General features: G+C 58.6%; 22 protein-coding genes. 9 read left to right on the forward strand and 13 right to left on the reverse strand.

Annotation, left to right across the window (positions count from 1 at the left end):
* Positions 1-522: 522 nt before the first annotated feature.
* From AC4CWH_RS23075 to AC4CWH_RS23090, 4 genes are all read left to right on the forward strand, one after another.
* Positions 523-1,119, forward strand: coding sequence for a hypothetical protein (locus AC4CWH_RS23075; protein WP_491321623.1), 597 nt, complete (start codon positions 523-525; stop codon positions 1,117-1,119).
* Between the two features lie 168 nt (positions 1,120-1,287).
* Complete coding sequence (locus AC4CWH_RS23080; RefSeq protein ID WP_491321624.1) at positions 1,288-3,084, forward strand: AAA family ATPase; 1,797 nt, start codon at positions 1,288-1,290, stop codon at positions 3,082-3,084.
* A 75-nt stretch (positions 3,085-3,159) separates the two neighbouring features.
* On the forward strand, positions 3,160-3,966 hold the full coding sequence (locus AC4CWH_RS23085) for a metallophosphoesterase (protein WP_491321625.1): 807 nt from the start codon (positions 3,160-3,162) through the stop codon (positions 3,964-3,966).
* A 40-nt stretch (positions 3,967-4,006) separates the two neighbouring features.
* The gene (locus tag AC4CWH_RS23090) at positions 4,007-4,798 is read left to right on the forward strand and encodes a hypothetical protein (RefSeq protein WP_491321626.1); all 792 of its coding nucleotides are present in this window, start codon (positions 4,007-4,009) and stop codon (positions 4,796-4,798) included.
* An 81-nt stretch (positions 4,799-4,879) separates the two neighbouring features.
* Here the strand turns inward: AC4CWH_RS23090 and AC4CWH_RS23095 are convergent, their stop codons facing one another.
* Entirely contained in the window at positions 4,880-5,404 is a 525-nt protein-coding gene (locus AC4CWH_RS23095) for a PIN domain-containing protein (RefSeq protein ID WP_491321627.1), read from the reverse strand.
* A gap of 113 nt (positions 5,405-5,517) precedes the next feature.
* Here AC4CWH_RS23095 and AC4CWH_RS23100 point away from each other — a divergent pair, with 113 nt between their 5' ends.
* From AC4CWH_RS23100 to AC4CWH_RS23110, 3 genes are all read left to right on the forward strand, one after another.
* Positions 5,518-5,742, forward strand: a complete 225-nt coding sequence (locus AC4CWH_RS23100; protein WP_491321628.1) for a hypothetical protein — start codon at positions 5,518-5,520, stop codon at positions 5,740-5,742.
* A 668-nt stretch (positions 5,743-6,410) separates the two neighbouring features.
* Positions 6,411-6,773 carry a hypothetical protein gene (locus AC4CWH_RS23105; protein ID WP_491321629.1) on the forward strand — a complete coding sequence of 121 codons (363 nt, stop codon included), beginning with the start codon at positions 6,411-6,413 and terminating at the stop codon, positions 6,771-6,773.
* Position 6,774: 1 nt separating this feature from the next.
* Positions 6,775-7,500 carry a hypothetical protein gene (locus tag AC4CWH_RS23110; protein WP_491321630.1) on the forward strand — a complete coding sequence of 242 codons (726 nt, stop codon included), beginning with the start codon at positions 6,775-6,777 and terminating at the stop codon, positions 7,498-7,500.
* 27 nt (positions 7,501-7,527) lie between these two features.
* On the opposite strand, the gene AC4CWH_RS23115 is transcribed toward AC4CWH_RS23110, so the two are convergent.
* A complete protein-coding gene (locus AC4CWH_RS23115) occupies positions 7,528-7,887 on the reverse strand; it encodes a hypothetical protein (RefSeq protein WP_491321631.1) in 360 nt (119 codons plus the stop codon).
* A 120-nt stretch (positions 7,888-8,007) separates the two neighbouring features.
* Between AC4CWH_RS23115 and AC4CWH_RS23120 the strand changes: the two genes are divergently transcribed.
* Positions 8,008-10,650 carry an N-6 DNA methylase gene (locus AC4CWH_RS23120; RefSeq protein WP_491321632.1) on the forward strand — a complete coding sequence of 881 codons (2,643 nt, stop codon included), beginning with the start codon at positions 8,008-8,010 and terminating at the stop codon, positions 10,648-10,650.
* 581 nt (positions 10,651-11,231) lie between these two features.
* Here AC4CWH_RS23120 and attM read toward each other — a convergent pair.
* From attM to AC4CWH_RS23135, 3 genes are read right to left on the reverse strand one after another with little or no spacing between them, the layout of a single operon-like run.
* The gene (gene attM / locus AC4CWH_RS23125; RefSeq protein WP_491321633.1) at positions 11,232-12,023 is read right to left on the reverse strand and encodes an AttM family quorum-quenching N-acyl homoserine lactonase; all 792 of its coding nucleotides are present in this window, start codon (positions 12,021-12,023) and stop codon (positions 11,232-11,234) included.
* Positions 12,024-12,067: 44 nt separating this feature from the next.
* Positions 12,068-13,222 (reverse strand): iron-containing alcohol dehydrogenase, encoded by a 1,155-nt coding sequence (locus AC4CWH_RS23130; protein ID WP_491321634.1) that lies wholly within the window; start codon positions 13,220-13,222, stop codon positions 12,068-12,070.
* Between the two features lie 46 nt (positions 13,223-13,268).
* Positions 13,269-14,723, reverse strand: a complete 1,455-nt coding sequence (locus tag AC4CWH_RS23135) for an NAD-dependent succinate-semialdehyde dehydrogenase (RefSeq protein WP_491321635.1) — start codon at positions 14,721-14,723, stop codon at positions 13,269-13,271.
* A gap of 88 nt (positions 14,724-14,811) precedes the next feature.
* Between AC4CWH_RS23135 and AC4CWH_RS23140 the strand changes: the two genes are divergently transcribed.
* On the forward strand, positions 14,812-15,594 hold the full coding sequence (locus tag AC4CWH_RS23140; RefSeq protein WP_491321636.1) for an IclR family transcriptional regulator: 783 nt from the start codon (positions 14,812-14,814) through the stop codon (positions 15,592-15,594).
* Positions 15,595-15,744: 150 nt separating this feature from the next.
* On the opposite strand, the gene recX is transcribed toward AC4CWH_RS23140, so the two are convergent.
* The 8 genes from recX to AC4CWH_RS23180 all read right to left on the reverse strand — a co-directional run bounded on the left by recX (position 15,745) and on the right by AC4CWH_RS23180 (position 23,144).
* Positions 15,745-16,254, reverse strand: a complete 510-nt coding sequence (gene recX / locus AC4CWH_RS23145) for a recombination regulator RecX (protein ID WP_491287788.1) — start codon at positions 16,252-16,254, stop codon at positions 15,745-15,747.
* 159 nt (positions 16,255-16,413) lie between these two features.
* Positions 16,414-17,409: a TRAP transporter substrate-binding protein gene (locus AC4CWH_RS23150; protein WP_491286146.1), complete on the reverse strand. Its 996-nt coding sequence runs from the start codon at positions 17,407-17,409 to the stop codon at positions 16,414-16,416.
* Between the two features lie 14 nt (positions 17,410-17,423).
* Positions 17,424-19,226, reverse strand: coding sequence for a TRAP transporter large permease (locus AC4CWH_RS23155; protein WP_491321637.1), 1,803 nt, complete (start codon positions 19,224-19,226; stop codon positions 17,424-17,426).
* Positions 19,223-20,023, reverse strand: a complete 801-nt coding sequence (thiD, locus tag AC4CWH_RS23160; RefSeq protein WP_491321638.1) for a bifunctional hydroxymethylpyrimidine kinase/phosphomethylpyrimidine kinase — start codon at positions 20,021-20,023, stop codon at positions 19,223-19,225. Before thiD ends, AC4CWH_RS23155 begins: the two co-directional genes overlap by 4 nt.
* Positions 20,020-20,682, reverse strand: a complete 663-nt coding sequence (gene thiE / locus AC4CWH_RS23165) for a thiamine phosphate synthase (RefSeq protein ID WP_491321639.1) — start codon at positions 20,680-20,682, stop codon at positions 20,020-20,022. Before thiE ends, thiD begins: the two co-directional genes overlap by 4 nt.
* Positions 20,669-21,406, reverse strand: a complete 738-nt coding sequence (locus AC4CWH_RS23170) for a hydroxyethylthiazole kinase (protein WP_491321640.1) — start codon at positions 21,404-21,406, stop codon at positions 20,669-20,671. The genes thiE and AC4CWH_RS23170 overlap by 14 nt, the downstream gene beginning before the upstream one ends.
* A complete protein-coding gene (locus tag AC4CWH_RS23175; protein WP_491321641.1) occupies positions 21,403-22,347 on the reverse strand; it encodes an ABC transporter substrate-binding protein in 945 nt (314 codons plus the stop codon). Before AC4CWH_RS23175 ends, AC4CWH_RS23170 begins: the two co-directional genes overlap by 4 nt.
* On the reverse strand, positions 22,344-23,144 hold the full coding sequence (locus tag AC4CWH_RS23180; protein ID WP_491321642.1) for an ABC transporter permease: 801 nt from the start codon (positions 23,142-23,144) through the stop codon (positions 22,344-22,346). The genes AC4CWH_RS23175 and AC4CWH_RS23180 overlap by 4 nt, the downstream gene beginning before the upstream one ends.
* Between the last annotated feature and the right edge of the window lie 2 nt (positions 23,145-23,146).

The following is a 23,146-nucleotide window of genomic DNA, read 5'->3' on the forward strand; positions in this document are numbered from 1 at the left end:
TACGTTCATCCACAGAATGAGACGATTGTTCGAGCGGGGTACTCGTTGTGATCGCCTCGGGATGTCGTCGACATTTGGCGATAGCCAATCCCAGTGGCATCGACACAAATGCAGGCAGCATGGAGACACAAAGCAAATGGCCGATCCAGTTCTTCAAGCGATACAGGGCGCAATCATCAATATATGCGTTTCGGACCCGACGACTGGTGCGATTCTGGGGCGACTGAAGCTGGAGCGGAGTGTAGACATCAGGACCGCGTTGAAGATGGATCGTGATCTGCTACTCTACAGCCCAGAGCATGTGAAAAGCCTAACCACGGCCGAATTGAAGAAGGCTCTGGCGAACTGCGTGGAGAAATAGCCAGCGTCGCCTCTTCCAAAAAAGACCATTGACACGCTCGATGTTGTTCCCTATTCGTTCTTACCATGAAAAACGCGACCCTACACATCATACGAATATCCCGCTGACCCGCCGCCTCGCGAGAGGCTGTCGTCAATTGCGTGTATATTCGAGTTGTGTAGATGAGTATTCAGTCGTTGCCTTCTGGCAAGACGTCCCGCACGTCGCAAACAATTTTCTCCCAGCCCAAATTCAACCGCTGCGTAGGTCGTTTCGTCGCCAGGGACCAACTGGCGCGTGATGTGGCGTGCTTGTTGGAATTCGAAGACGAGGTTTCGAGCTGGAACTGCAGGTCTCTGCAGCTACGCCATGGGTTTGATACCTATTCTCCCGATTTCGTCGCCGAACGTCAGTTTGATGTCCTGGTGATCGATGCCGTTGGGCAGCGACGCCCGCCCCCATGGGTTGCCGAGGCAATCATCCGCGAAGGGTTCACATACCGGACCATGTCGCGTGGAGACATTGATCCGATTCGTCTGAAGAATTGCAAAGACCTGCTTCAATGCTCTGCCGGTGAAGTGAGCTTGGGGGACCGGGTGAGATTGCTGTCCGTTCTGGATGAACAATCATCCCTGACCCTGGCTGAAAGCCTCACCGTATTCAAGGAAACCACGCCGATACGTGGTCTGGCAAATATGGTCGTTGCGCGTTTGATCGAGATCGATCTCGACACCGCGCTGATCGGGCCAGAGACCGTTGTTCGCCGCTATCGCGGCTAGACCAATCACCACAACATTCCCTGTTCGAAGTTCGCGCCTCAGGCCGCGAGGAGGATAACTGTGCCTAAAACAAAGCATTCCCTGAAAACGCCACAAGACGCAGCGTTATACTGTACGCTTAAACGGGCACTCAGGAAGGCTTCTGATTTCATCAGAGGCGCTGACTGCGTGGTCCTGCTGAATGTTCCGTCAGACCGATCTGGCGAGGACTACGACCCGTGCGCCGAGAATCTCTTGCTTCGATTTTCTTCGGATCGAGACGACATGGCCTACATGATGATCGCGGCTACCGATAAGCCAAGGACCATTCTCAAGAGGATGGACGGGGACTTCAGCCGAAAGCGCCGCCTTCTCATTTTCAGGGAACAGGGTGCCGAACTTCCTTTTCAAGTTTCCTTGAAAGTTGACGTCGAAGTCGACATCCCACCGATCTCGACAATGGACTTTCGGATCGGATGCCGGATTGCCTATCAGATCGACGTCAGTCCCTCTGAAGCGGAAGCGGCGATGTCTTATCCGCTACTGCATGTTTGGGCGGCATTGCGGCGAGGTCGTCCAATCGGGAACGCGTTGGCGCGTCTCGCCGAGGCATCTGCCCTCGATGCCAAACCATCGAGTGCCAAGAGCGAAAGCCTGCCGTCGTTGCAGGAGATGTTCGGCTATGGTCAAGCGAAGGATTGGGGAATGGAGCTTGCCCAGGACTTGATCGACTGGCGACGAGGCAAGATCGATTGGTCGGAAGTTGATACCGGGATCGTCCTGTCAGGACCGCCAGGGGTTGGAAAGACGCAGTTTGCTGCCGCTCTTGCCCGACAGTGCAATGTGCCGATCATCGCGACGTCTCTGGCGCGATGGCAGGCAAGGGGGCATCTTGGTGACCTCCTGAAAGCTATGAGAGGTGACTTCGAAAAAGCGAAGGAAAGTGCGCCTTGCATCCTGTTCTGTGACGAGATGGACAGCTTCGGCGACCGCAATTCCTTCTCGACCGATAACAAAGACTACAGCACGCAGGTGGTGAATGGCTTTTTGGAGCTGTTGGACGGGCTCGACGGGCGTGAAGGCGTGGTCGTGATCGGCGCAACCAATGCTCTCGGTCGTGTCGATCCTGCCATTTTGCGGCCCGGGCGATTGAACAGACATGTTGCTATTCCCCTCCCGACTGCGTCAGACAGGATCGCCATCCTTCAGCAACAACTCGGACAGCCTCTGCCGAGAAAGCATCATCCAAAGTTGATGGCAGCCACCAACGGGTTTTCCGGAGCTGATCTCGCCAAGGTGGCCCGAGATGCAAAGCGTATTGCCCGACGGGCCAAACGGGATGTCACCATGGCTGACATTTCGAAATCATTGCCAGAAATGGTGGCGATCACAGGCGAGTTGCGGCGAGCGCTCGCGGTTCATGAGGCGGGCCACACCGTTGCAGTCATCACGCTTGATCATGGCACGTTCTACGGTGCAATGATTATCGATCATACACGCAACGACAGTGAGACGGTGCCGGGTGGTGGGGCATACTTCGAGGTACCCAACGTCGCATACCGCACCGTGCAAACCTACAGGGACCGAATTGTGGTGCTGCTCGCGGGAATTGCCGCCGAGGAGGTGCTCCTTGGGGCTGTAAGTGACGGGGCTGGCGCAGGCCCAAACTCTGATCTCGCCCAAGCCACCCGTATCGCCACGATGCTACAGAGTGGCATGGGCATGGGTAATCGCCTTCGTCATAGCCTGGCGAAGAGCGACCGCGACCTTGAAACACTTCGACTTCAAGACCCTGGTGTCGCCCTTTGGGTGGACGATGTACTCCGGACCGAATTCGAGCGGGCGAAGCAGATTGTCCGCAGTCACCTGAAACTCGTTGAGTCTATTGCCAACGAGCTGGAGGAGAAGGGGAAAGTGTCTGCTGATCAAGTCGCGAAGATGGCCGCTAAGCTCGACGCACTGCCACGCATAGCGACCTCGGCCTGAAGCTTCGCACTATTTTGCGGCCAACGATGCGCCGCATCCTGCGCCTCTTTCCCCACATCCCTGAAGGTTACAGCCATGAAAGCATGGATCATCAGTGACATGCACGTCACGCACGCCGATATGACTGCCGAAATTGACATCCCTCAAGCCGATATCTGCGTCTGCGCAGGTGACATTTCTGGTTTCCTCGCATTCGGCCTCGAATTCCTCAAACGGCGGATCGCTCCAACGATTCCGGTCGTCGTGGTCCTGGGGAACCACGACTATTACGGGAACACCATCGACGGTGCTCTGTCGGAAGCGTGGAAGGTCACCGGCGAAAGCAACATCCATCTTCTGGAAAACGAAACGCTCGAAATCGATCACATCAGGATCATCGGCGCGACGCTCTGGACTGACTACCAGGTCCCGTGGGGCATCGACGATGAGTTGCCGCTTCCTGAGCGTGCTGAAGCCGCAGTATACTTCTGCCGAAGAAGCATGCTCGATTTCCGCGAAATCTACGGCTCGCCTCCGTTTCGTGAGGGAATGCCCAGGCTCATCACAAGCCGCGAGATTGTCGCCAGGCATTTAGAGAGCAGGGCATTTATCTCTGGTGAAATGGCAAAGTCCTGGACTGGCAAGACCGTGGTCCTGACGCATCATGCGCCGTCTCCACGATCATTACTGAAACAGTACCAGGGTGATGCCACCAACGCTGCTTTCGCCAGCGATCTTACTGATGTCATCCAGACCGGGCGGCCAGACATCTGGATTCACGGCCACATCCATGAATTTCAGGACTACGTCGAGGGAAACACGCGGGTGATCTGTAACCCACTCGGCTATCGCCATGAACGTGGCAAAAACGGGTATCGCCATGGTTTCGTGATCGAGCTTTGAACCCGAACGGATGTGACTGTACCCGAAGGAACAAATCGAAATGTCCAGCAAACTGGTTCTAAAGCCACTTTGGAGCAACGGCTCCTGCACCTACGCAATCACCTTCAAAAAAATGTCGGCGGAAGACAGGCGAGAGGTCGAGCTACTCGCCGACGAGGCGGGCTACATTCGCAATGACGACAGTTGGACCCCGCCCAGGGTGGCACACAAGGTGTCGGAGTTTTTCCGCGCCATGGCCAACGCTGGTTTCGGCTTGGAGTTTGACGATCCCGAAGACGCCCCCTTCGACCTTCAACGGCTGCATCTCTCGGCTGATACCCGAGGGGCCTTGGAATGGCTCAGGGATTTTGAACTGTACCACCTGTCGGGCTGGACGCCGGTGCAGGCAGAAGGCAGGTTAGACGGTCACCATTTCTATTTTCGTGCGCGTGGGAGTTACTGGCGGTTCGAACTGGGCGGCAACGAACGGCACACTCGGTCACCGAGATGGTGGCACGAGGAACGTTGGCCCTCGGTGACAGGTTTCGAAGCCGGTTACATGTCCGACGAAGAAGCCGTTAGTTGCATTCTGAAGGCCATCGATCTTTTCCGAAACGGGGACAACAGTCACTTCAAGCCGGAACATCCGGAATACGAGCGGACGATCCTAGAAGGGTGGTCGGCTGGAGCCCTTAGTCTGCGGATCGTTACGATCAGGCTTGGCATTTCTGCGAAAGAAGCCGTCACACGAATGCGGACGTGGGGGATCGAACTGCCGTACACCGCCGACCGGGAGATTCAATATGTGGGGTCGCTACCCGTGCGAAAGCTTAGGTCCCGTGTTGGTCGCTAAGCAGGAGACTCGAAACTTCTCACCATCGGTGCTGGTGACGCAGCTAACGTACATGTGGAGAAAGTTCTAAAGTGAGCTATCTTATGGAGAAGAGCTAGCGCGCTCTGCTAGAGGAGGAGACATGAGTGACCGAGCGTGCCATGTGTCATCTTGGGGATTGTAAATGCCTGGAAGGGGGTAGCAGCTATTGATTAGTAGGAAGTCTTTGATATTGAAGGTTGCAATCGGCAATTGACTCACCAGCGCCGCTGCGGCGATATGGAGGTCCTGTCCGAAGCGAATTCTTTTCGCCCCCGGATGAGATACCATGAGATTGCGGAGCTTGGGATCGGCAGCCAAATTCCCCCACACCTCCGCAACATCCTTTCCAGTCTCCAGGATGGGCATGCCGGTGGCGATAAGCCCTTGATACCAACTGGTCAGTCTAACGGCTTTGACGGGGTCACGAGAACAAAGCTGCATGATCCCCTGTTGAAACTCGACGATAGCAGCTGCTGGGATAACGAGGTTCGGCGCACTTTTTATAAACCGGAGGACGTGCGGGTTCGGCTTAACCCTGCTGGTTTCGCTCAAAACGCACGTATCGAGTAAGTATCCGGTCGTCATGGAAATGCCCGCTCAATTCAAATGCCAGCAACGTCCGAAATAATGGTTAACGGGCGATTAACGAACATTATTCCCTCGGAATTCGTTCGAGCCGCCGCTTATGGGAGCGAATGATGAGTAAAGAAAATAGAAATCCCAAAGAACAAGACGGAATGTCGGCCGACATCGTCGCCATTCCGAAAGAGGGAGAGCTACGGCGTTTCTTTGAGCGGCTCCGAACCACTGGGACGCTTAAGGTCAGCGATGGCGGCGATGAGTTTTTGATAAAGATTTCAAGATCGCAGATGAAAAATGAAGCGAGGGATTTTTTGGCTCGTGGGGGACCGATAGCTGAATAGGCTCCAAAAGTATCAATACCGTTCTTCTTGGTTACGCGCCTGGAACCTCGGAATTCAGCATTGAAGATGTTCGGGCATATTTTGCCGCTATCCGCCCTGCTTTAATCGGTTTTGCAACTTCGATGCTCAGACCGGGCCTAGAACCATCAAGGGGGCCTCCTTTAGAAGCCCCCTCGGAAACTCGACAACTCTTTGAACTTGTGTTCTATCCGCTATACCAGCCGGATCGCCATCGCGACGGTAAGAGCGCCTCCCAGTCGATTGGCGCTCCTCGTTTCACCACTGTAGCAGGAATTGGTTTCTCCGTACAAACACATAAGGGACCCCAAGGTCCCTTTTGGCGGTCAGCTTATAGCCTAACCCCGTGGCAGTGCCATGATATGTATCTACCGAATTTTCTTGCCGTTTTCCAAGATTCTCGTATCGGCTGCATCCCATCGAGACACCACCATCATGCAAACGGTCCTGTACCTTGACCGAGCGCATTGGTTTTCGGAGGATGCTGCGGCGGCGAATAGAAAGCTTCACGGGCAAATCGTGCCCGAAGTGAAAGCTCGCCTTGATTACAAGGTACTGTTCCGTCCAGGCCGATGACGTTCGACAGATTATTCCAGCACATGACATGTAGCGCTCCTCGCTACAATAGTTGCGAATGGAGATGAAGTAGCATGGCTGCCACGCAGAAGAGTCAGGCCGCGTTTCTGTCGGAAGACGAACTGTTTCAATCCCTGGCTGGGAGCGCCTTTGAATTCTTGGAGAAGGCGATTGCAGAATTTGAGCAGTCCGCCAAATTTTCGACGGTGCATTTTGCAATTGCAATAGAGTTATTTCTGAAAGCTAGACTTATGCGCGAGCACTGGTCACTCCTATTAGATAAGCCCGACCAGGGCGACAGGGCGGATTTCTTCAAAGGTGAAGCAAAAACTGTTACGCCAGATCAAACCATCGAGCGCCTACGGAAGATCGCAGGGGTTGCGATACCTTCCCACTTCCGCGAAGGCATTCTTAAAGATCGCCAAGCATCGCAATAAAATGGTTCATTTCGTCCATGCGGATGATCGAAAGGACGAGAACGCAACCGCACAAATTGCAGCGGAACAGTGCGCGGGTTGGCTCTCTCTGCGAGTTCTGTTGGAAAGCTGGAGCGAGTTTTCAAGCTTCCAAGATGACATTTGGCGTGTGGGTCGGGCAATGGAGCGTCATCGAGCCTTTCTCGAAGCGAAGTTTGCGTCGAAAGCCGACGTCTTAAAGGAGCACCATGACGGTGGCGGAACGATTGGGCTCTGCCCAAGCTGTCAATTCGAGGCAGTAAGTATAGAACCGCCCCATGGCGCTATTTCAACTGGCTCGTGCGTCGTCTGTTGGTACGCGGGATCGGAAATTGCGTTGATGTGCATCAACGAGGACTGCGCCGAGGTGATCTCTTTCAATAGTTACGAAGGCGCACCTCGCAAGTGCCCCAATTGCGAGGCCACCATCGATGAAGAGTTGCTAACCGATGCATTAGATACCGGCGAAGGAATCAATCAAGATAACTACTTCGACCACATCTACGTAAACTGCGGCCAATGCAGCGGCTATCATACCGGCGTCGAGCATCATGATCTTTACGTATGCGTCCAGTGTCTGGACTCATCGGAGGTGATGGAAGTGTGCGGCTACTGTGGTGAGGGGCAGATCGGAGGCGTGCCGGAGCACAGCTATCTCGTCGGGTGTGAGTCTTGCGATGGCGCAGCCGGGAACATGCGGGACGATTGACCATTGGCGCGAGACTCTGTCGCGTCTCTATCGCCGCTCACCACCGATGCCGATTTGACGAGCGTGCGTGCATGCAACGATGATCGCCTGCAGCTCACCCACTGTTCCCCCTGCCGCCAGATAGTCGGCCATGACCCCATTAAGTTTTGACAAAGTCGCCAACTCGTCACGTGACAAGTCTATACGGATGTATAGAAGAAGGCGTTCAATGTTCGGCGTCATTTTCTTGATCCGCCTGTGCAGAATCCGATGCAGCATCGGCTGTGAAACGCCAGCCTGTTTTGCTAATTTATTCGCGCTAACACCCCTAATGGTGCAGGCAGCGCCTACGCTCTCGGCAATCTGCTTGGTTTCATCTTTTGTCAGTGTTCTGTATGTAGACATCATCGGCACCGCATTGCGACCAGCTAGCAATGCGGTTATATAAATGATTAGGCAGAGGATGACTACACCCCAGTAGGTTTGCGATTTAAACTGGGGGCAAGAATCGCGGGACTGGAAGCTTACGTGCGTGAATTAAATAATGCTCTCAACCGTTACGGGGCCGAGCCTGACCAATTGATCATGCTGGACGCTGACGGACCCGAGGTGCTGCCGTACGCAACGTTGATAGCTGCGCGCCAAGGCGAACGATCCCCGGTGAATTTAGAGGGGGTGGTCGCGGTTTACGAATGGCAAGACCAGCCGCTGATGTTTATCGTCGAGGGCAAGCATTCGGATCACGAGTTGCGTATGATCCGGCGAGTCCTGTCAATGCGAGGCGACGCACCTTATATGGGTGTTGTCGATGGTGGCACGCTTCGGGTCATCGAGTTGGGCCTGGACAACAAGGTCCTGGATAAAGCTAGAGTATTGGTCGATGTGGGCGGGGAAGAGTGGGCGACATTCGGGAAACTAGCGGCGGAGAGGTATGCAGCTCCTGACGACCCGAAGAAAGCGCCCCGCAGGGCTCGCGGCAGTGCTGTCTCTCGTGTCATTCTGAAGCTTCTGAATGGATCGATCAAAACCCTGCAAAAGCACGGTTTCACAATTGAGGACTCGATCTCGCTCGTGGGTCGTGCTCTATTTTCTCGGTTTCTTGCCGACCGGGACCTTCTTACCGATAAAACGTGGTCGGGCTGCGATCCGGAAACCGTCTTCGATACGCCAGCTAACGCGCACATTATATGCGGTTGGCTTGATGAAAAATTCAATGGAAACCTGCTCCCAATAAGCGATGCAGCCTGGAAGCTGCTCGATGAACGTAGCTGTCATGAGCTTGGCAACGTGATGAGGCGAGCTGAAGGTGGGCAACTGAGATTGGGCTGGAAACAGAAGTGGGACTTCCTCGACTTTTCCCACATTCCCGTAGGGGTTCTCAGCCAAGCCTACGAACACTGCCTCGAACGATACGATCCTCTACGGCAGAAAGAGGATGCAAGCTACTATACCCCGTCAGCCGTGGCAGACCTACTAACAAAGGCGGCATTTCGCTCGCTGAAGGATCGAACTGCGTTACCGACCACCCGGGTTCTCGACCCCGCCGTCGGGGCAGGCATCTTCCTGATTAAAGCATACGGCGAAATCGTCGCTGCTCGGTGGAAAGCAGACGGCGTCAGGCCCGACACAACTGTTCTGCGCGAAATTCTCCACCGACAACTCACCGGCTTTGATGTGAACGAGGCGGCGCTTCGGTTTGCCGCATTGGGACTATATCTGGCAGCCATCGAACTCGATCCTTCTCCTGAGCCCGTTGAAAAGCTGCGGTTCGAGAACCTTCGTGAGACAACGCTCCATCTGCTAAGAGATTTGCCACCGCCCGGAGAGGGCGCTGAGCAAACTAGAGCGATCAGGTCTCAACCGAAGCTCGTTGAATATAGCCAGGAAGAGGCATCGTGGCTTGGAAGCCTTGGCCCGCTCGCCGGTCCTGAACACGACGGCGCATATGACCTAGTCATCGGAAATCCGCCGTGGTCGAAGGCACCATCCGATTTGCCCCTCCGCCTCGTCAACAAGATAGTCGCTTCCACGGTTGAGGATCGCTTGGGCTGGACCGCTCCCCCCCAAATTCCTGAGAACGCCCTAGATCAAGCATTCCTCTGGCGAGCAACTCAGTGGGCGAAGAAGGACGGGTGCCTCGCATTTGCCATGCACGCGCGACTCCTTTTTCAAAACAATGAACGCGCACGACTTCACCGAAAGGCCGTCTTCGGTGCAATCAACCCGATTGCGGTCATCAATGGAGCCGACGTCCGAGGAAGTGGTGTATGGCCGAAAATCGACGCGCCATTTTGCCTGGTTCTTGCACATAACCAAAAGGCAAACCCGGTCGGGACCTTCAACTATGTATCGCCGAAGCGCGAAGCCGGGCTCAATGCAGGCGGCCTAATGAGGATCGATGCATTGAACTCGGGCCAGATTCCGAACCGCCAAGTACAGGAAGTGCCTAATATCTTCAAAGCTCTCTTCCGGGGATCACACGCTGATCTCCAAATTCTTCAAAAGATCAACGAGAATGCGCTCCAGTCAGTAGGTGATGTGTGGGCTGCTGAGGGAAAACGAACACACCGAAAGCTGATGAACAACGCTGGTTTCCAAACGCTTCGCGCCAGCACGAAAGCAAAGAAGGGTGAGACGGAGAGGGGAGATGACGGGCGACCGCTATTTGGCCTACCGATGCTAACGTCTGATCGCTTTGATCCGACCACCTTCGATGTATACAACCTGCCGCCATTCAATCTGGAACGCCTACATCGTCGCCGCGATGTCGCCCTTTACTCGGCTCCCATACTCCTGGCGCTGCAATCCCCGCCTGTTTCACAAAAGCGACTTTTGACACTCATCAGCACCAACAAACTCGTCTTTTCAGAGAGTTTTTATGGATGGCAACTGGCTGACGACAAGAAAGGACAAGCTCTCGGTCGCTATCTCAGTCTGCTCATGGGCAGCAAGATATGCCTCTGGTACTGCCTGATGACGGGTGGAAAGTTCGGGGTAGAGCGCGAGGCCGTCGAAATGGTCTTGCTCAATGAACTGCCTATTCCGGAATACAAGGCCGAAAAACAGGCTAGAGTGGATGAGCTTTACGACGCTATCTCTGTTGATCCTGATTCCTGGAAAGATGCCGACCTATGGCCGCGCCACGTTCAGCCTGGGGCCATTTTCGCCTGATTTGAGCCATACCGCGTTCCGTTTCTACATTGGGCCAGGCTGAGTTCCGTTTTGGGCCACGAAAGGCCGGTTTGGGCCATACTCGGTTCCGTTTTTACAGCCGGATATGCGCGAGCTTTTGACAAATGTTCCATAATTATGCTTACGCCGCAACCATACATTACACGACCAGATGGGCGGGTGTGTTCAAGGATGAAGTGCGAAATGCGATAGATAACAGCGGGTTATTCCTAGCAAGAAAGATGCCAGGCTTTTCGGATTATCATTCTGAACATTGCCGATGGCGAAGGTGAGCATGGGATAGTGAGCCGCCTCGCCTGCCGCCACCATCCTCATGCCGTTTTCGAATGAGGCATCGCCGAAATCGGCGTTCAGCAGGCCGGCCTCGAGAGCTTCCTCAAGGTGTTCGAAGCCGTAGCAAAGCTGCAGGCGTCGTTGCCTATGAAACCTGGGCCCATGGACATGGCCGCCCTGTTTTCAGGGCGGCCACTGGATCTGCGCTCTGCCTTCCACACCGTCTATGCGGCGAGAAACGGGTGGCCCGCCTTCGATAGTGCGCTATTGCGTGAGGTTGGGATCGTTCAGCCGTAGAATTCCGGTGCCTTCGTGAAGGTTGCCCAGGCGTCCGGGTCGTGGCCTGTCACAACCGTGGCACCCGTCTTTTCCGCGAAAGTCCGCAGTTTCTGCACGGAACGCACCGTGTCGACCGTCGAGGCCAGAAAACCCGGAAGCGCCTTCTCTTCCCAGTGATCCAGCGTATAGGCGGCATCGATCGTCAGAAGCATCGGCTTGCTGTTGGGCAGGCGCACGAGGAAAGACTGGTGTCCCGGGGCATGGCCGGGGGTGAAGATCGTCGTCAGCGTGCCATCGCCATAGACGTCGTAATAGTCGTCCTCAGTGCCGTTCAGGAACTGCCACTTCAAACCGGGCTTGTCGAAGTCCTTGCGGATATAGCCGCCGCCGGCAAACCAGTCGGGCGTGAAGGCATATTCATATTCCGCGCGCTGCACGAGATGGGTGGCATTCGGAAAACGCCCGATGGCGCCGGTATGATCGAGGTGAAGATGCGACTGGACCACATATTTGACGTCTGCCGGATCGATGCCGACCGACTTGATCTGGTCGACGCAGCCCATGTGCTTGTCGAGTACCGGCCAATAGACATCGCATATGCCGCCCCAGTGGCCGCGCGGGTCGGTCGCAACCTCGATGGCATTGCCGCCATCGACCACGGTATGGCCCTTGGGATGCGTAATCAGGAAGAAAGGAACAGGGATTTCGTAATCCGCCCCGTTGCCCTGGTTCATCTTGATGTTGTGCACCTTGCATTTCAGCGTGCCGGACTGAAACATGTAAAGACGGATATCGGTCATGAGGTTTCCTCCCTTGGTATGGTCTGTTGTGTTGTAAAGGCTGATCAAAAAGCTTCGCGATAGAGGGCGAGCGCGTCTTCTTCACGCACGTCGACCGGATTGTTCACCAGAAGACGGCTCTGTTTCATGGCGTCGGTTGCGAGCATGGCGAGCATGTTATCGCTAACACCCACATCGCGCAGCCGCCGCGGCGCGCCGCTTTCATCCATCAGTTTTTCCATGTGGGCGACAAATGCATCCGAGCGCTGGAGGGTGTCGCCGGTTCCTTGAACGCCGAGGACATCGGCCAACTCCGCATAGAGGGGTGCTGCCGCCTTCGCATTGAAGCGCAGAACAGGGCCCAGCATGAGCGCATTGGAAAGACCGTGCGGCACATGATAGTGGCCGCCCAGCGGATAGGCCAGCGCATGGACGGCTGCGACCGGAGAATTGGCAAAAGCCTGTCCGGCGAGCATGGCACCCAGCAGCATGCCTTCGCGCGCATCGCGGTTGGTGCCGTCCTTGCAGGCTGTGATCAGATGGGTCCCGAGCAGCCGCAGGGCCTCGCGCGCCAGTGCATCCGAAAGCGGGTTCTTCTTGTGCTTGCTGGTATAGGCCTCGATGGCATGAACCATCGCATCAATGCCGGTTGCTGCCGTGTGGACCTGCGGCAGACCGATGGTCAGTTCGGCATCCAGCAGAACGAAATCCGCATAAAGCTGAGGTGAGACCACGCCCATCTTTGTGGTTTCGCCGGTGGTGATGATGGAGATGTTGGTGACTTCCGAACCCGTGCCCGCCGTGGTGGGAACCAGCACCAGCGGCAGGCGCGAACCTTTGACGTTGCCGATGCCATACATGTCCGACAGCGGCTGGTCGGCGGCAACGAGAACAGCGACCAGCTTTGCAATATCAAGCGACGAGCCGCCGCCGAGGCCGATGACCATTTCAATGCCGGCGGTATGCGCCGATTTTACGCATTCGGCGACGATATGCTCCGGCGGATCGGCAACGACCTTGTCGAAAATCTCGACATGAAAGCCGCCATCCGTCAATGCTGCGACGATGGGCGCGATGACCCCGGCCTTGATCAGGCCGGCATCGGTAATGAGCATGGCCTTGCGCTGAGGAAACCGGCTGCCCAGGATCTCGCCCAGGCGCTGCGCCCCTCCCCATGCAACCTGCATGGATGGCACGGTACGGAATTCGAATGCGTTCATGGTGAAGCTGAACCTCCCTATCATTCAGATCTGATTGTAAAAATTCTCAGCCGATGGCCGAGCAGAGATATTTGATCTCGAGATAATCCTCGATGCCGTAGTGGGAGCCCTCGCGCCCAAGGCCCGATTGCTTCACGCCGCCGAACGGGGCCACTTCGTTGGAAATCAGGCCGGTGTTGTGGCCGACCATGCCGTATTCCAGGGCTTCTGCAACGCGCCATGTGCGCTTGACATTGTCGGTGTAGAAATAGGCGGCGAGACCGAATTCGGTATCATTGGCCATGGCAATCACCTCTTCTTCCGTCTCGAAACGAAAGAGCGGTGCGACAGGCCCGAAAGTTTCCTCCCGCGCGATGACCATGTTCTGCGTTGCGCCGATGAGCACGGTCGGCTCGAAATAGGTGCCGCCCAGCGCATGCCGCTTGCCGCCGATCCCGATCCGCGCTCCCTTTGCAACGGCGTCGGTCACATGCTGCTCAACTTTGAGAACCGCATCCTCATCGATCAGAGGCCCGATCAGCACGCCGGTTTCGGTGCCTGCTCCCACGCTGAGAGCCTTCACTTTGGCGACAAGCTTTTCAGCAAAGGCATCATAAATGCCTGCCTGCACATAGAGACGGTTGGAGCAGACGCAGGTCTGACCCGCGTTGCGATATTTGGAGGCGACCGCGCCCTCGACGGCGGCATCAAGATCGGCATCGTCAAACACGATGAACGGGGCATTGCCGCCCAGTTCCAGCGACAACTTCTTGATGGTCGGGGCAGACTGCGCCATCAGGATGCGGCCCACTTCCGTCGAACCGGTGAAGGAGAGTTTTCGCACGGTGTCGCTTGCGGTCAACACCGCGCCGATCTCGCGCGCATCGCCGGTTACGACCTGAAAGACGCCGGCGGGAATGCCGGCTTGTTCTGCGAGGACACCAAGCGCAAGCGCCGTCAGCGGCGTTTGTTCTGCGGGTTTGACGATCATCGTGCAGCCTGCGGCAAGCGCTGGTGCGGCCTTGCGGGTAATCATCGCTGCCGGGAAGTTCCAGGGCGTAATGGCAGCGCAAACACCGATCGGCTGCTTCAGCACGATGATGCGCTTGTCGGTGGTCGGCGCGGGGATTGTGTCGCCGTAGATGCGCTTGCCTTCCTCGGCAAACCATTCGACGAAGGAGGCGGCATACAGTGCCTCACCCTTTGCTTCCGCCAGAGGTTTCCCCTGCTCTGCCGTCATCAGCGCTGCAAGGTCATCCGCATTGGCCACCATCAGGTCGAACCAGCGCCGCAGGATCGTCGCCCGCTCCTTGGCCGAACGCCGGCTCCAACTCTCGAATGCCTTGGCGGCGGCGGAGATCGCCAGAACGACTTGCTCTTGGGAAAGCTGCGGTACGGACGCAATCGTCTCGCCCGTGGCGGGATTTTGGACAGGAATGACAGCGTCTGATGAGCCGCTGATCCACTGACCATCAACGAGGCAGTGACTGCGCAACAACGCCGGATTGCTCAATTTCATCATTTTCCCCTCCCTAAAGTTCTACTAATTGAACTTGAATCGATATATTGAACTATGATAGGATCAGTTGCGCACTGTCAAGGAGGGCATGATGACGCAGAACCTGGAATCGCGAGCAGACACTGTGCCCGCGCTTAGAAGAGCGGTGCAGATCCTTGATCTGGTGGCGGCGTCTTCCCACAACCTCACGCCAGCGGAGATCACGCGCATGATCTCGCTGCCCAAAAGCACCGCTCACGGTCTGCTGTCGGTGATGAGCGAACTGGGCCTGCTGATGAAATCGCAAGACGGTACGATGCGTATCGGGCCACACCCGATGCGGTGGGCTGGCAGCTTTCTGTCACAGCTCGACATCGTCTCCGCATTTCAGGACTGTCTTGCAGAACGCCCCGCATTAAATCCGTATACGGTGACGCTGACCATGCGAGAGGGCGGAGACGTCGTCTACATCGGGTGCCGTCATTCCGCACAACCGGTTGGCCACACCTTTCGCATCGGCATGCGGCTTCCCGCCCCGTTCACGGCAACCGGGAAGATGCTGTTGTCAGATCTTTCAGACGGTGAATTGCAAGACGTGCTCGATCCGTTTCCGCAACCGCTGACCAAGCGAAGCGTTTCCAGCCTGTTGCAGTTGCGCGAAGAGTTGGCGATGACCCGCCAGCGCGGCTACTCCATCGACGATGGCCAGATCCGGGACGGTATGATCTGTATCGGCGCTGCTATCCGCGACCATGCCGGAAAGGCGTTTTCAGGTATCGCGATCAGCCTCATTCGCAGCGAAGCCAGTGACGAAACAATCCAGAGACTTGGAAACGCTCTGCGGGAAGTATCGGATGCCCTTTCGCGCAGGGTCGGCGGGCATTCGAACCTGTGAGCGAAAGGCCCGCACCAGCGCATGATTTTCCGCTTGGGCCCGCAAGCGCGTCGGCGGTAAAGGCAGTGTCAGCCTGTGATGTCCGGCCGCTGCGAACGTCGCAGGGTGATCGAACGGGGGAGTAACGCCCCGTTCAAACGGCCCTGCCGGTCACCAAGCCTCACCGCCAAGGATTTCCTCGGCTTCTTCGGCGTCCATCGCAAAAACCCGGGCGCCGATGTCGTAGGCGAAACCCTGGCGGGCGAAGGCTGAGAGTTCGCGGGCTTTTTGTTTGTCATCGAGGTCTGCGCGGCGGAATGGGCCGAAGGCGCGGCGTCTTGCATAAACGACGGCGGCGCGCAGGTCGTCGGCGTCTGTGAGGGCGTGCGTTACGATCTCGCGGTCGACGCCTTTCTGGGCGAGCGTCTGGGCGATGGCCTTTTTGGATTTTCCGGCACGTGCCGAGGAACGGCTGCGAATTTCGGCATAGGCCGTGTCATCAAGCGCTTTCACGTCCAGCCCGAAGGCAACCGCGGAGGCTGCAAGCGCCCTCACCTGTTCGTCGCTGATCCCCGCGAATTTTTGGCGGGCCTTGCGGGTGATGGCGTCGGATAGCTGGCGCTCCGTCATCATGCGCTTGGAAAGCCGGTAGGCGGCGGAATTGCGCGCCCAGGAGAGCATACGCGGGGTCGGCCGGTCGCTCTCTTCACCGGCGTTTTCATGCTGCCCGGTATTGGCAGTCTTGTCGGTTGGTTCGTTGTTTTCGGTCATCGGCAGTCGTCTGGTCCTTGTCCCCCGTCATAGAGGCAAACGGTGCGAAGGACCAGACGGGGCCGGATGTCACGCTTGCTGGATGGCCTCGATCAGGTCCATGCCGCCGACCACCGTTGCAAAATCCTGCCAGACGCCGCGGGCACCGGCCTGCCATGCCTCGAACGCCTCTGGTTGCAACAGCTGACCGCCATGGGCCTTTGCGGTTTCGACGGAGCGTGCCTCGTCTTCGACGATCAGCTGGTTGAAATAAAGCGCCCCCTCGCCTGCCGCGGTCTGCAGCACGGTCTGTTCTTCCGGGGACAGCGTCTTCCAGAAGCTTGCGGCAAAAAATACGATGCCGGAGGCGCGGATATGGCCGGTTTCTGTCATGGAGGGCACGACTTCATAAAGCTTGAAGCCGGCATAGGCGGATTTGGTGAGATCCATGGCATCGACCACGCCGGTCGACAGCGCGTTGTAGGTTTCGGTGATTGGAATGCCGACGGGGGATGCCCCATAGGCGCTCCAGAGTTTCGTGTGGAGCGGGCTCTGGATGACGCGGATGCGCTGGCCTTTCAACTGCTCCGGCCGCGTCACCGGTGTTTTCGTCAGGAGATGGCGGGCGCCGTAATCGATAAAACCGCAGGAGATGAAATTCTGCATCTGAAGCTTTGCCGAAAGCTCGGCACCGGTGCTGCCCGTCACGACGCGGCGAAGATGGGAGGCGTCGCGGTAGAGGAAGGGGAGATCAAGGATCTGCAGGTCCGGCACCCAGCCGGAAAGTGCCGATACCGTGGAAAGGCTCGCCTGCACCGAGCCAAGACGGGTTGCCTCCGCCACTTCCTTTTCACCGCCGAGCGCCCCGTTTGCCACCACGTTGAAGCGAAAGCGACCGGGCAGCTTTTGCTCCACCTGTTCGGCCACGCGCCGCCAGATTTTTGTTTCGGGTTTGTCTTCACCCAGAAGCGAGGCAATGGTGATGGTGGTTGTGCGGGCTGCCGCCGGACGCAGGAGGGCCGGTGCGGCCAAGGCCGCGCCAGCGGTTGCGGCGAGGAACGAACGGCGTTTCAGGATCAGGGACATCGGGACATAACCTTTCAGAGGAGCAACGTTGCGACGCACAGGATGCCAAGGGCTAGAAGAAGTGCGGCAAGATAGGGCAGCACCGCACGAAACAGATCGGCGGCAGGAACCCGCGTGACGCCGGAGACCACGAAGATCAGCATGCCGAGCGGCGGCGTCAGCCCGTGGATCATCAGGTTCACCACCAGGATGACGCCGAAATGGATCGGATCGAGCCCGGCGGACACCGCAACCGGCAGAAGGATCGGCCCGAGCAGCAGGATCGCCGCACCGATATCGAGCACCAGGCCGGCAACCAGCAGCACGAGATTTGCCATCAGCAGCACAAGGGCCGGATGATGCCCTAGGGCATTGACGGCATCCGAGATCAGCCCGGCCACATCATCCACCGCAAGCAGAAAGGCAAAGGGGCCGGCCGAGCCGATCAGCAGGCCGATGGCGCCTGCTTCGGTGGCCGCCTGGCGGAAGGCTGCGATCAACGATGTCGAGGAAAGCCGTGCGGCCAGCGCAAGGATCAGCGTGTAGGCTGCGGCCAGTGCTGCCGCTTCCGTTGTCGTCACCACGCCAAAGCGGATGCCGGCAACCACGATGACGCCAAGGCCGAAGGCCGGCAGGGCAGACACGGCGGCGGCTAGACGTTCCTTGCCAGAGGCGGGGCGTCCTTCCGGGCGGGCTTTGACCGAAAAATGGATGGCGACGGCAAGACAGACCGCCATCAACCCGCCCGCCACAAAACCGCCGGCGAGCAGCGAGCCGACCGAGAGATTGGTGGCGGCCGCCAGCAGCAGGAAGGCTATGGAGGGCGGAATGACGTTATCAAGGACCGAGGAGGCCGCAATGATCGCGCCCGCCTGCGCCGGCGGATAACCGTTCTTCACCAGTTGCGGCTGGAAGGTGGAGGCGCCGAAGGCCGCATTGGCAACGGAGGAGCCGGAGGCGCCGGAAAAGATGACGCTGGTCAAAAGCACGGTCTGCGCCAGCCCTGCCCGGCGATGGCCGACAAGCGTTGCGGCAAAATGGACAAGGCGCTCGGCAGCACCGGAGGCCGTCAGAAGCCCGCCGGCGAGCAGAAAGAAGGGGATGGCGAGCAGCAGGAATTTCGACATGCCGTTGACGGCGGCTGCAACCACGGCCGGTTCCGGCAGGCTGCTGCCGAAGGCAAGGCTGAGCGAGGCGGCGGCCAGAAACGCATGCGACAGTGGCGCAGACACGACAAGACCAATGCCGGCGATGATGGCGAGAAAGGCGCTCGGCGGCCAGCTTCCGGAGAGATCCACATGGGTTGCCAGACCATAAAGGCAGGCCCCGAGTGCCAGTGATGCCAGCACCGATACGCGCTTTTCTTCCGCTAAGCGGCGCAGGATGAGAACCGCCAGCAGCAGAACCCCGCCGGTGCCGATCAGCGCGAAACGCAACCATTCCGGAAGCCCGAGTGTCGGCGAGGTGCCGCCGAGCATGGCAATGGTTTCGCGCGCACCGACGATCAGGGTGAGCGCCGCAATCACGCTCACGCCATCCGCCATTGCTTCGGCCGCCACCTGCCCTCGCCTTGGCAGGAGCCGGAGGCCGACATCGAACCGCATGGAGAGCGGTCCCGACAGAGAGAGCGGCGCAGCCACAGAGATCAGCGCGAGATGAAGCCAGATGCCGAGATCCTCGGCGCCGATAAAGCCGGTCTGGAAGACATAACGCAGGGTGACATTGACGAGCACGAGGGAAAGCAGCGCGCAGAGCAGCACGGCGGCGGTGCCGGAAAGAATTGTCTCCAGACCCGCCAGAAGCCTCTGTCTGTCGCGCTCCCCTGCCCCTTGCCTCATGCCGGCCACCAGTCGTGGAAATGATGAACGGGGCCCCTGCCCCCGCCGACCTTAAGGTATCGGCCCGCCTCAAGCGCTGCCTGCAGGTAGGCTTTTGCATCCCGTGCGGCCTCGGCAAGCTCCAAACCCTTGGCAAGGTTGGCGGTGAGTGCTGCGGCAAGCGTGCAGCCGGTGCCGTGGTCGTTCGACGTTTCGACACGCGGGGCGGACAGCGTCAGCACGTCCTCTGGCGTGACCAGGAAATCGACGCTTTCTGCGCCCTCGCCATGGCCGCCCTTCATCACAACCGCGCGTGCGCCAAAACCGAGGATGAGGTGAGCCTGCGCAATCATCTCGTCGCGGTTCCCTGCGATGGGGCGACCGGTCAGAAGCGCTGCTTCTGGCAGGTTGGGCGTCACCACATGGGCGAGCGGCAGCAACAACCGGGTCAGCGCCGCAATGGCATCTTCCTGCAACAGCCGATCGCCTGATGTGGCAACCATCACCGGATCGACGACGATGGGGCCGGCAAATGCCTGCAGCCGGCCGGCGATGACAGCAATGGTTTGGCTTCGCGACACCATGCCGATCTTGACCGCATCGACGGCGAGGTCACCGAACACCGCATCCATCTGCGCGCCGATGACCTCAGGCGAGATATCCTCGACGGCGGTGACGCCCCGCGTGTTCTGCGCGGTGACGGCGGTGATGACGCTCGCGGCATAGGTTCCAAGTGCCGAAAACGTCTTGATATCGGCCTGGATGCCGGCGCCGCCGCCGCTGTCAGAACCGGCAATGGTGAGCGCGATGGCGGTCATGCGCCCTCTCCCTTCAGGCTTTCATCGATGGTTTTGCGGAAATCGCGCACGGTGGCGGCAATGTCTTCCGCACGAAACAGGGCGGAAATGGCAGCAATGCCATCGGCGCCGGCAGCGATCACGGATGGCACCTTATCCAGCGTGATGCCGGCAATGGCGCCGACCGGAAGCGCCGGGTTGAGCCCCCGGATTGTCGCCCGAAGCGTCTTGAGGCCATCAAGGCCCACAGGCGGATCCGGATTCATCTTGGAGAGCGTTTCGAACACGCCGCCGATGCAGGCGTAATCGACCGGCGCCTTCCCGGCTCGTTCGGCATCGGCGGGCGTCTTGACGGTGACGCCGATGATGGCGTCCGGCCCGAGCAGGCGGCGCGCGGTGTCGGGGGCCATGTCGTCTGCGCCGAGATGCACGCCGTCTGCACCGGCGGCTAGCGCCACGTCGACGCGGTCGTTGACGACGAAAGGCACGCCGCTTGCGGCAAGCGCTGCCTTGATCGCCAAGGCCCGCTCGATCATCACCCGCGTCGAGGCGGTCTTGTCGCGGTACTGGATCAGCGTTGCGCCATTGTCGGCGGCATGTTTTGCCAGCACGGCGAGGTCTGCCACATCGAGAAGCGAGGCATCCACCAGCGCATTCAGGCGGTAATCAAGTCGTCTCATGGTGTATCCTTGCATGGGAATTCAGATCATCAGGTCCAAGGGCTGCCAGCGCATCGAGAAAGGCCGGCTCGAAGCTGCCCGGCCCGCGGGCATGCACGGCCGCCAGTTCCGCCGAGACGCCGGTGGTGCAAAGAGCAGCCGTTGCCGCCCTCAGCGCATCTTTCTCCACGGCCAGAAACGCGGCAATGACGCCGCCGGAGAGGCAGCCGGTGCCGGTCACCACGGCCATGAAGGTATGGCCGTTTTCCACGTTGACGCTTCTCCCGGCGTCTGACAGATGATCGACAGCACCCGTCATGATGCGAAGGCTGGCGCGGGTCTCGCCGATCAGTTCCATCTCCGCGCGGTTGCCGCGCACCACGGTTGGACCAAGCGTGATGAGTTCGCGGGCAAAGGCGAGCCGCGTCGGGGAATAATCGCAATGGACGGGATCGAGGATCCACGGCTTGCCGCCGGCCGTCGCCACATCGACGGCAAGCCGGATCACCTTGCGGCGCTCGGCATCCAGCGTGCCGAGATTGATCGTCAGCGCATCGACCTTACTGACAAAATCGGCGATTTCTTCCATCGAGGATGTCATGGAGGGAATGGCGCCAATGGCGCTGATGCCGTCGGCGGTGAATTTCTGCACGACCGTGTTCATCAGGCAATGCACGCGCGGGCGGCGGGCGCGAACACGGGCGATCAGGTCTGCGGCGTCTGCTTTTGTCGGAAGCCTGTTCATTTCAGCTCCACCGCCAGATCCTCCACCGCCGGCGCCTTTTGAATGAGCCCGCTTTCGGCCATGAAGGCGCCGAAACGCTCATAACGGGCATGGTCCAGGGCGGCCGGGCGTTTGGCAAAACGCGGCAGCGTATCGGTAAAGGCCTTCCGGTTCAGTTTGTCATCGAGGTTCGGATAGGCCTTGATGAACAGCTGCCAGGCATCATCGGGATGGTTGGTCAGGTAGACCGCAGCCTTTTCCACGGCGCGCAGGAAACGCGGCAGGCGGCTATCGGCCAGAAGCTGCGGGCGGGTGACGAAGATCAGCTCGTCATAAAGAGGCACGCCATGTTCTTCGGGAAAGAAGGCGCGACCCTCATGGCCTTCGATCTGCATCTGGGTCAGCTCGAAATTGCGAAAACCTCCCAGCGTCGCATCCACCTGCCCGCTGATCAGCGAGGGCGACAGCGAGAAGTTGACATTAACCAGTTCGATGTCCTTCAGGTCCACGCCTTCGGATGCCAACATGCGCTTCAGCATCGCATCCTCGAAGCCGGAGACGGAAAAACCGACCTTCTTGCCCTTCAGATCCTTAAGGCTCTTGATCGGCCCGTCTGCAAGTACGGTCACGGTGTTGAGCGGCGTTTCGACAAGCGTGCCGAAGCGCGTCAGCGGCAGGCCGTTTGCGTGGTCGAGATAGAGGTTCGGCTGGTAATGCACGCCGATATCGGCCTGGGCGGTGGAGACGAGGCGCGGCACGGCGGATGGGTCCGATGGCGGGATCAGTTCCACCTCAAGCCCCTCCTCGGCAAAATAACCCTTCTCTACGGCAACCACCATTGGCGCGTGATCGGGATTGACGAACCATTCGAGGAGCACGCTCAGCTTGTCGGCTGCCTGCGAGGCGGCAGGCGCAAGGGTGAGGACAAGAACAGTGGCGAGCGCTGCAATTACGCGTTTCATGCGGCAGGTTTCCTTGGCAGGAGGGCTGGATGGAGGGCTTGATGGCGGGGGGTGTCCGTTTCCTCCCTCGCCCAGGGGGCAAGGTTTTTCGTCAGGCGATCGACGACAAGCCGCAGGAGAACGGTGAAAAGGGCAAGGATGACCATGGCGGCAAACAGCATGTCGGTTTGCATGCGGGCATTGGCCTGCACCATGACGAAACCGAGCCCGCCGGCAGCCCCCACCCATTCGCCGACGATGGCACCGAGGGGCGCAAGCGGCGCTGCGACCCGAAGGCCAGACACGAGGGCCGAAAGCGCAAGCGGCAGGCGGATGTGGCGCAGGATCTGGATATGGCTGGCTGGCGTCAGCGCGGCGGCATCGAGAAGCGTCGGATCGGTGCGGCGAAGGCCATCGGCAAAGGCGGAGGCGACGGGAAAAAAGATGATGATAACAGTCATCGCCACTTTCGAGGCCATGCCGAAACCCAGCCAGATGACGAGAACGGGTGCCAGAACGAAGACCGGAAAGGCCTGCAGCACGACGACAAGCGGCCAGACCAGCCGGCCAGCCCTCGGAAAAGCCGCAACAGCCAGCGCCGTCAGCGCGCCGAGCCCGCAGCCGATGACAAGGCCAAAAAGAATTTCGCCAGCCGTGATCAGCGCGTGATGCATGAGGAACTGCGGCTGGCGGACATAGGTCATGGCCACCGCGACAGGCGACGGCAGGATGTAGCGCGGCGGTTGAAGCAGCGATACCACCGCCTGCCAGGTGGCAAGCAGAAGAAGCAGGGCATAACCCGTCTGGCGAAAGCGCATCG

This window comes from Neorhizobium sp. PAMB6716 (assembly GCF_058242805.1).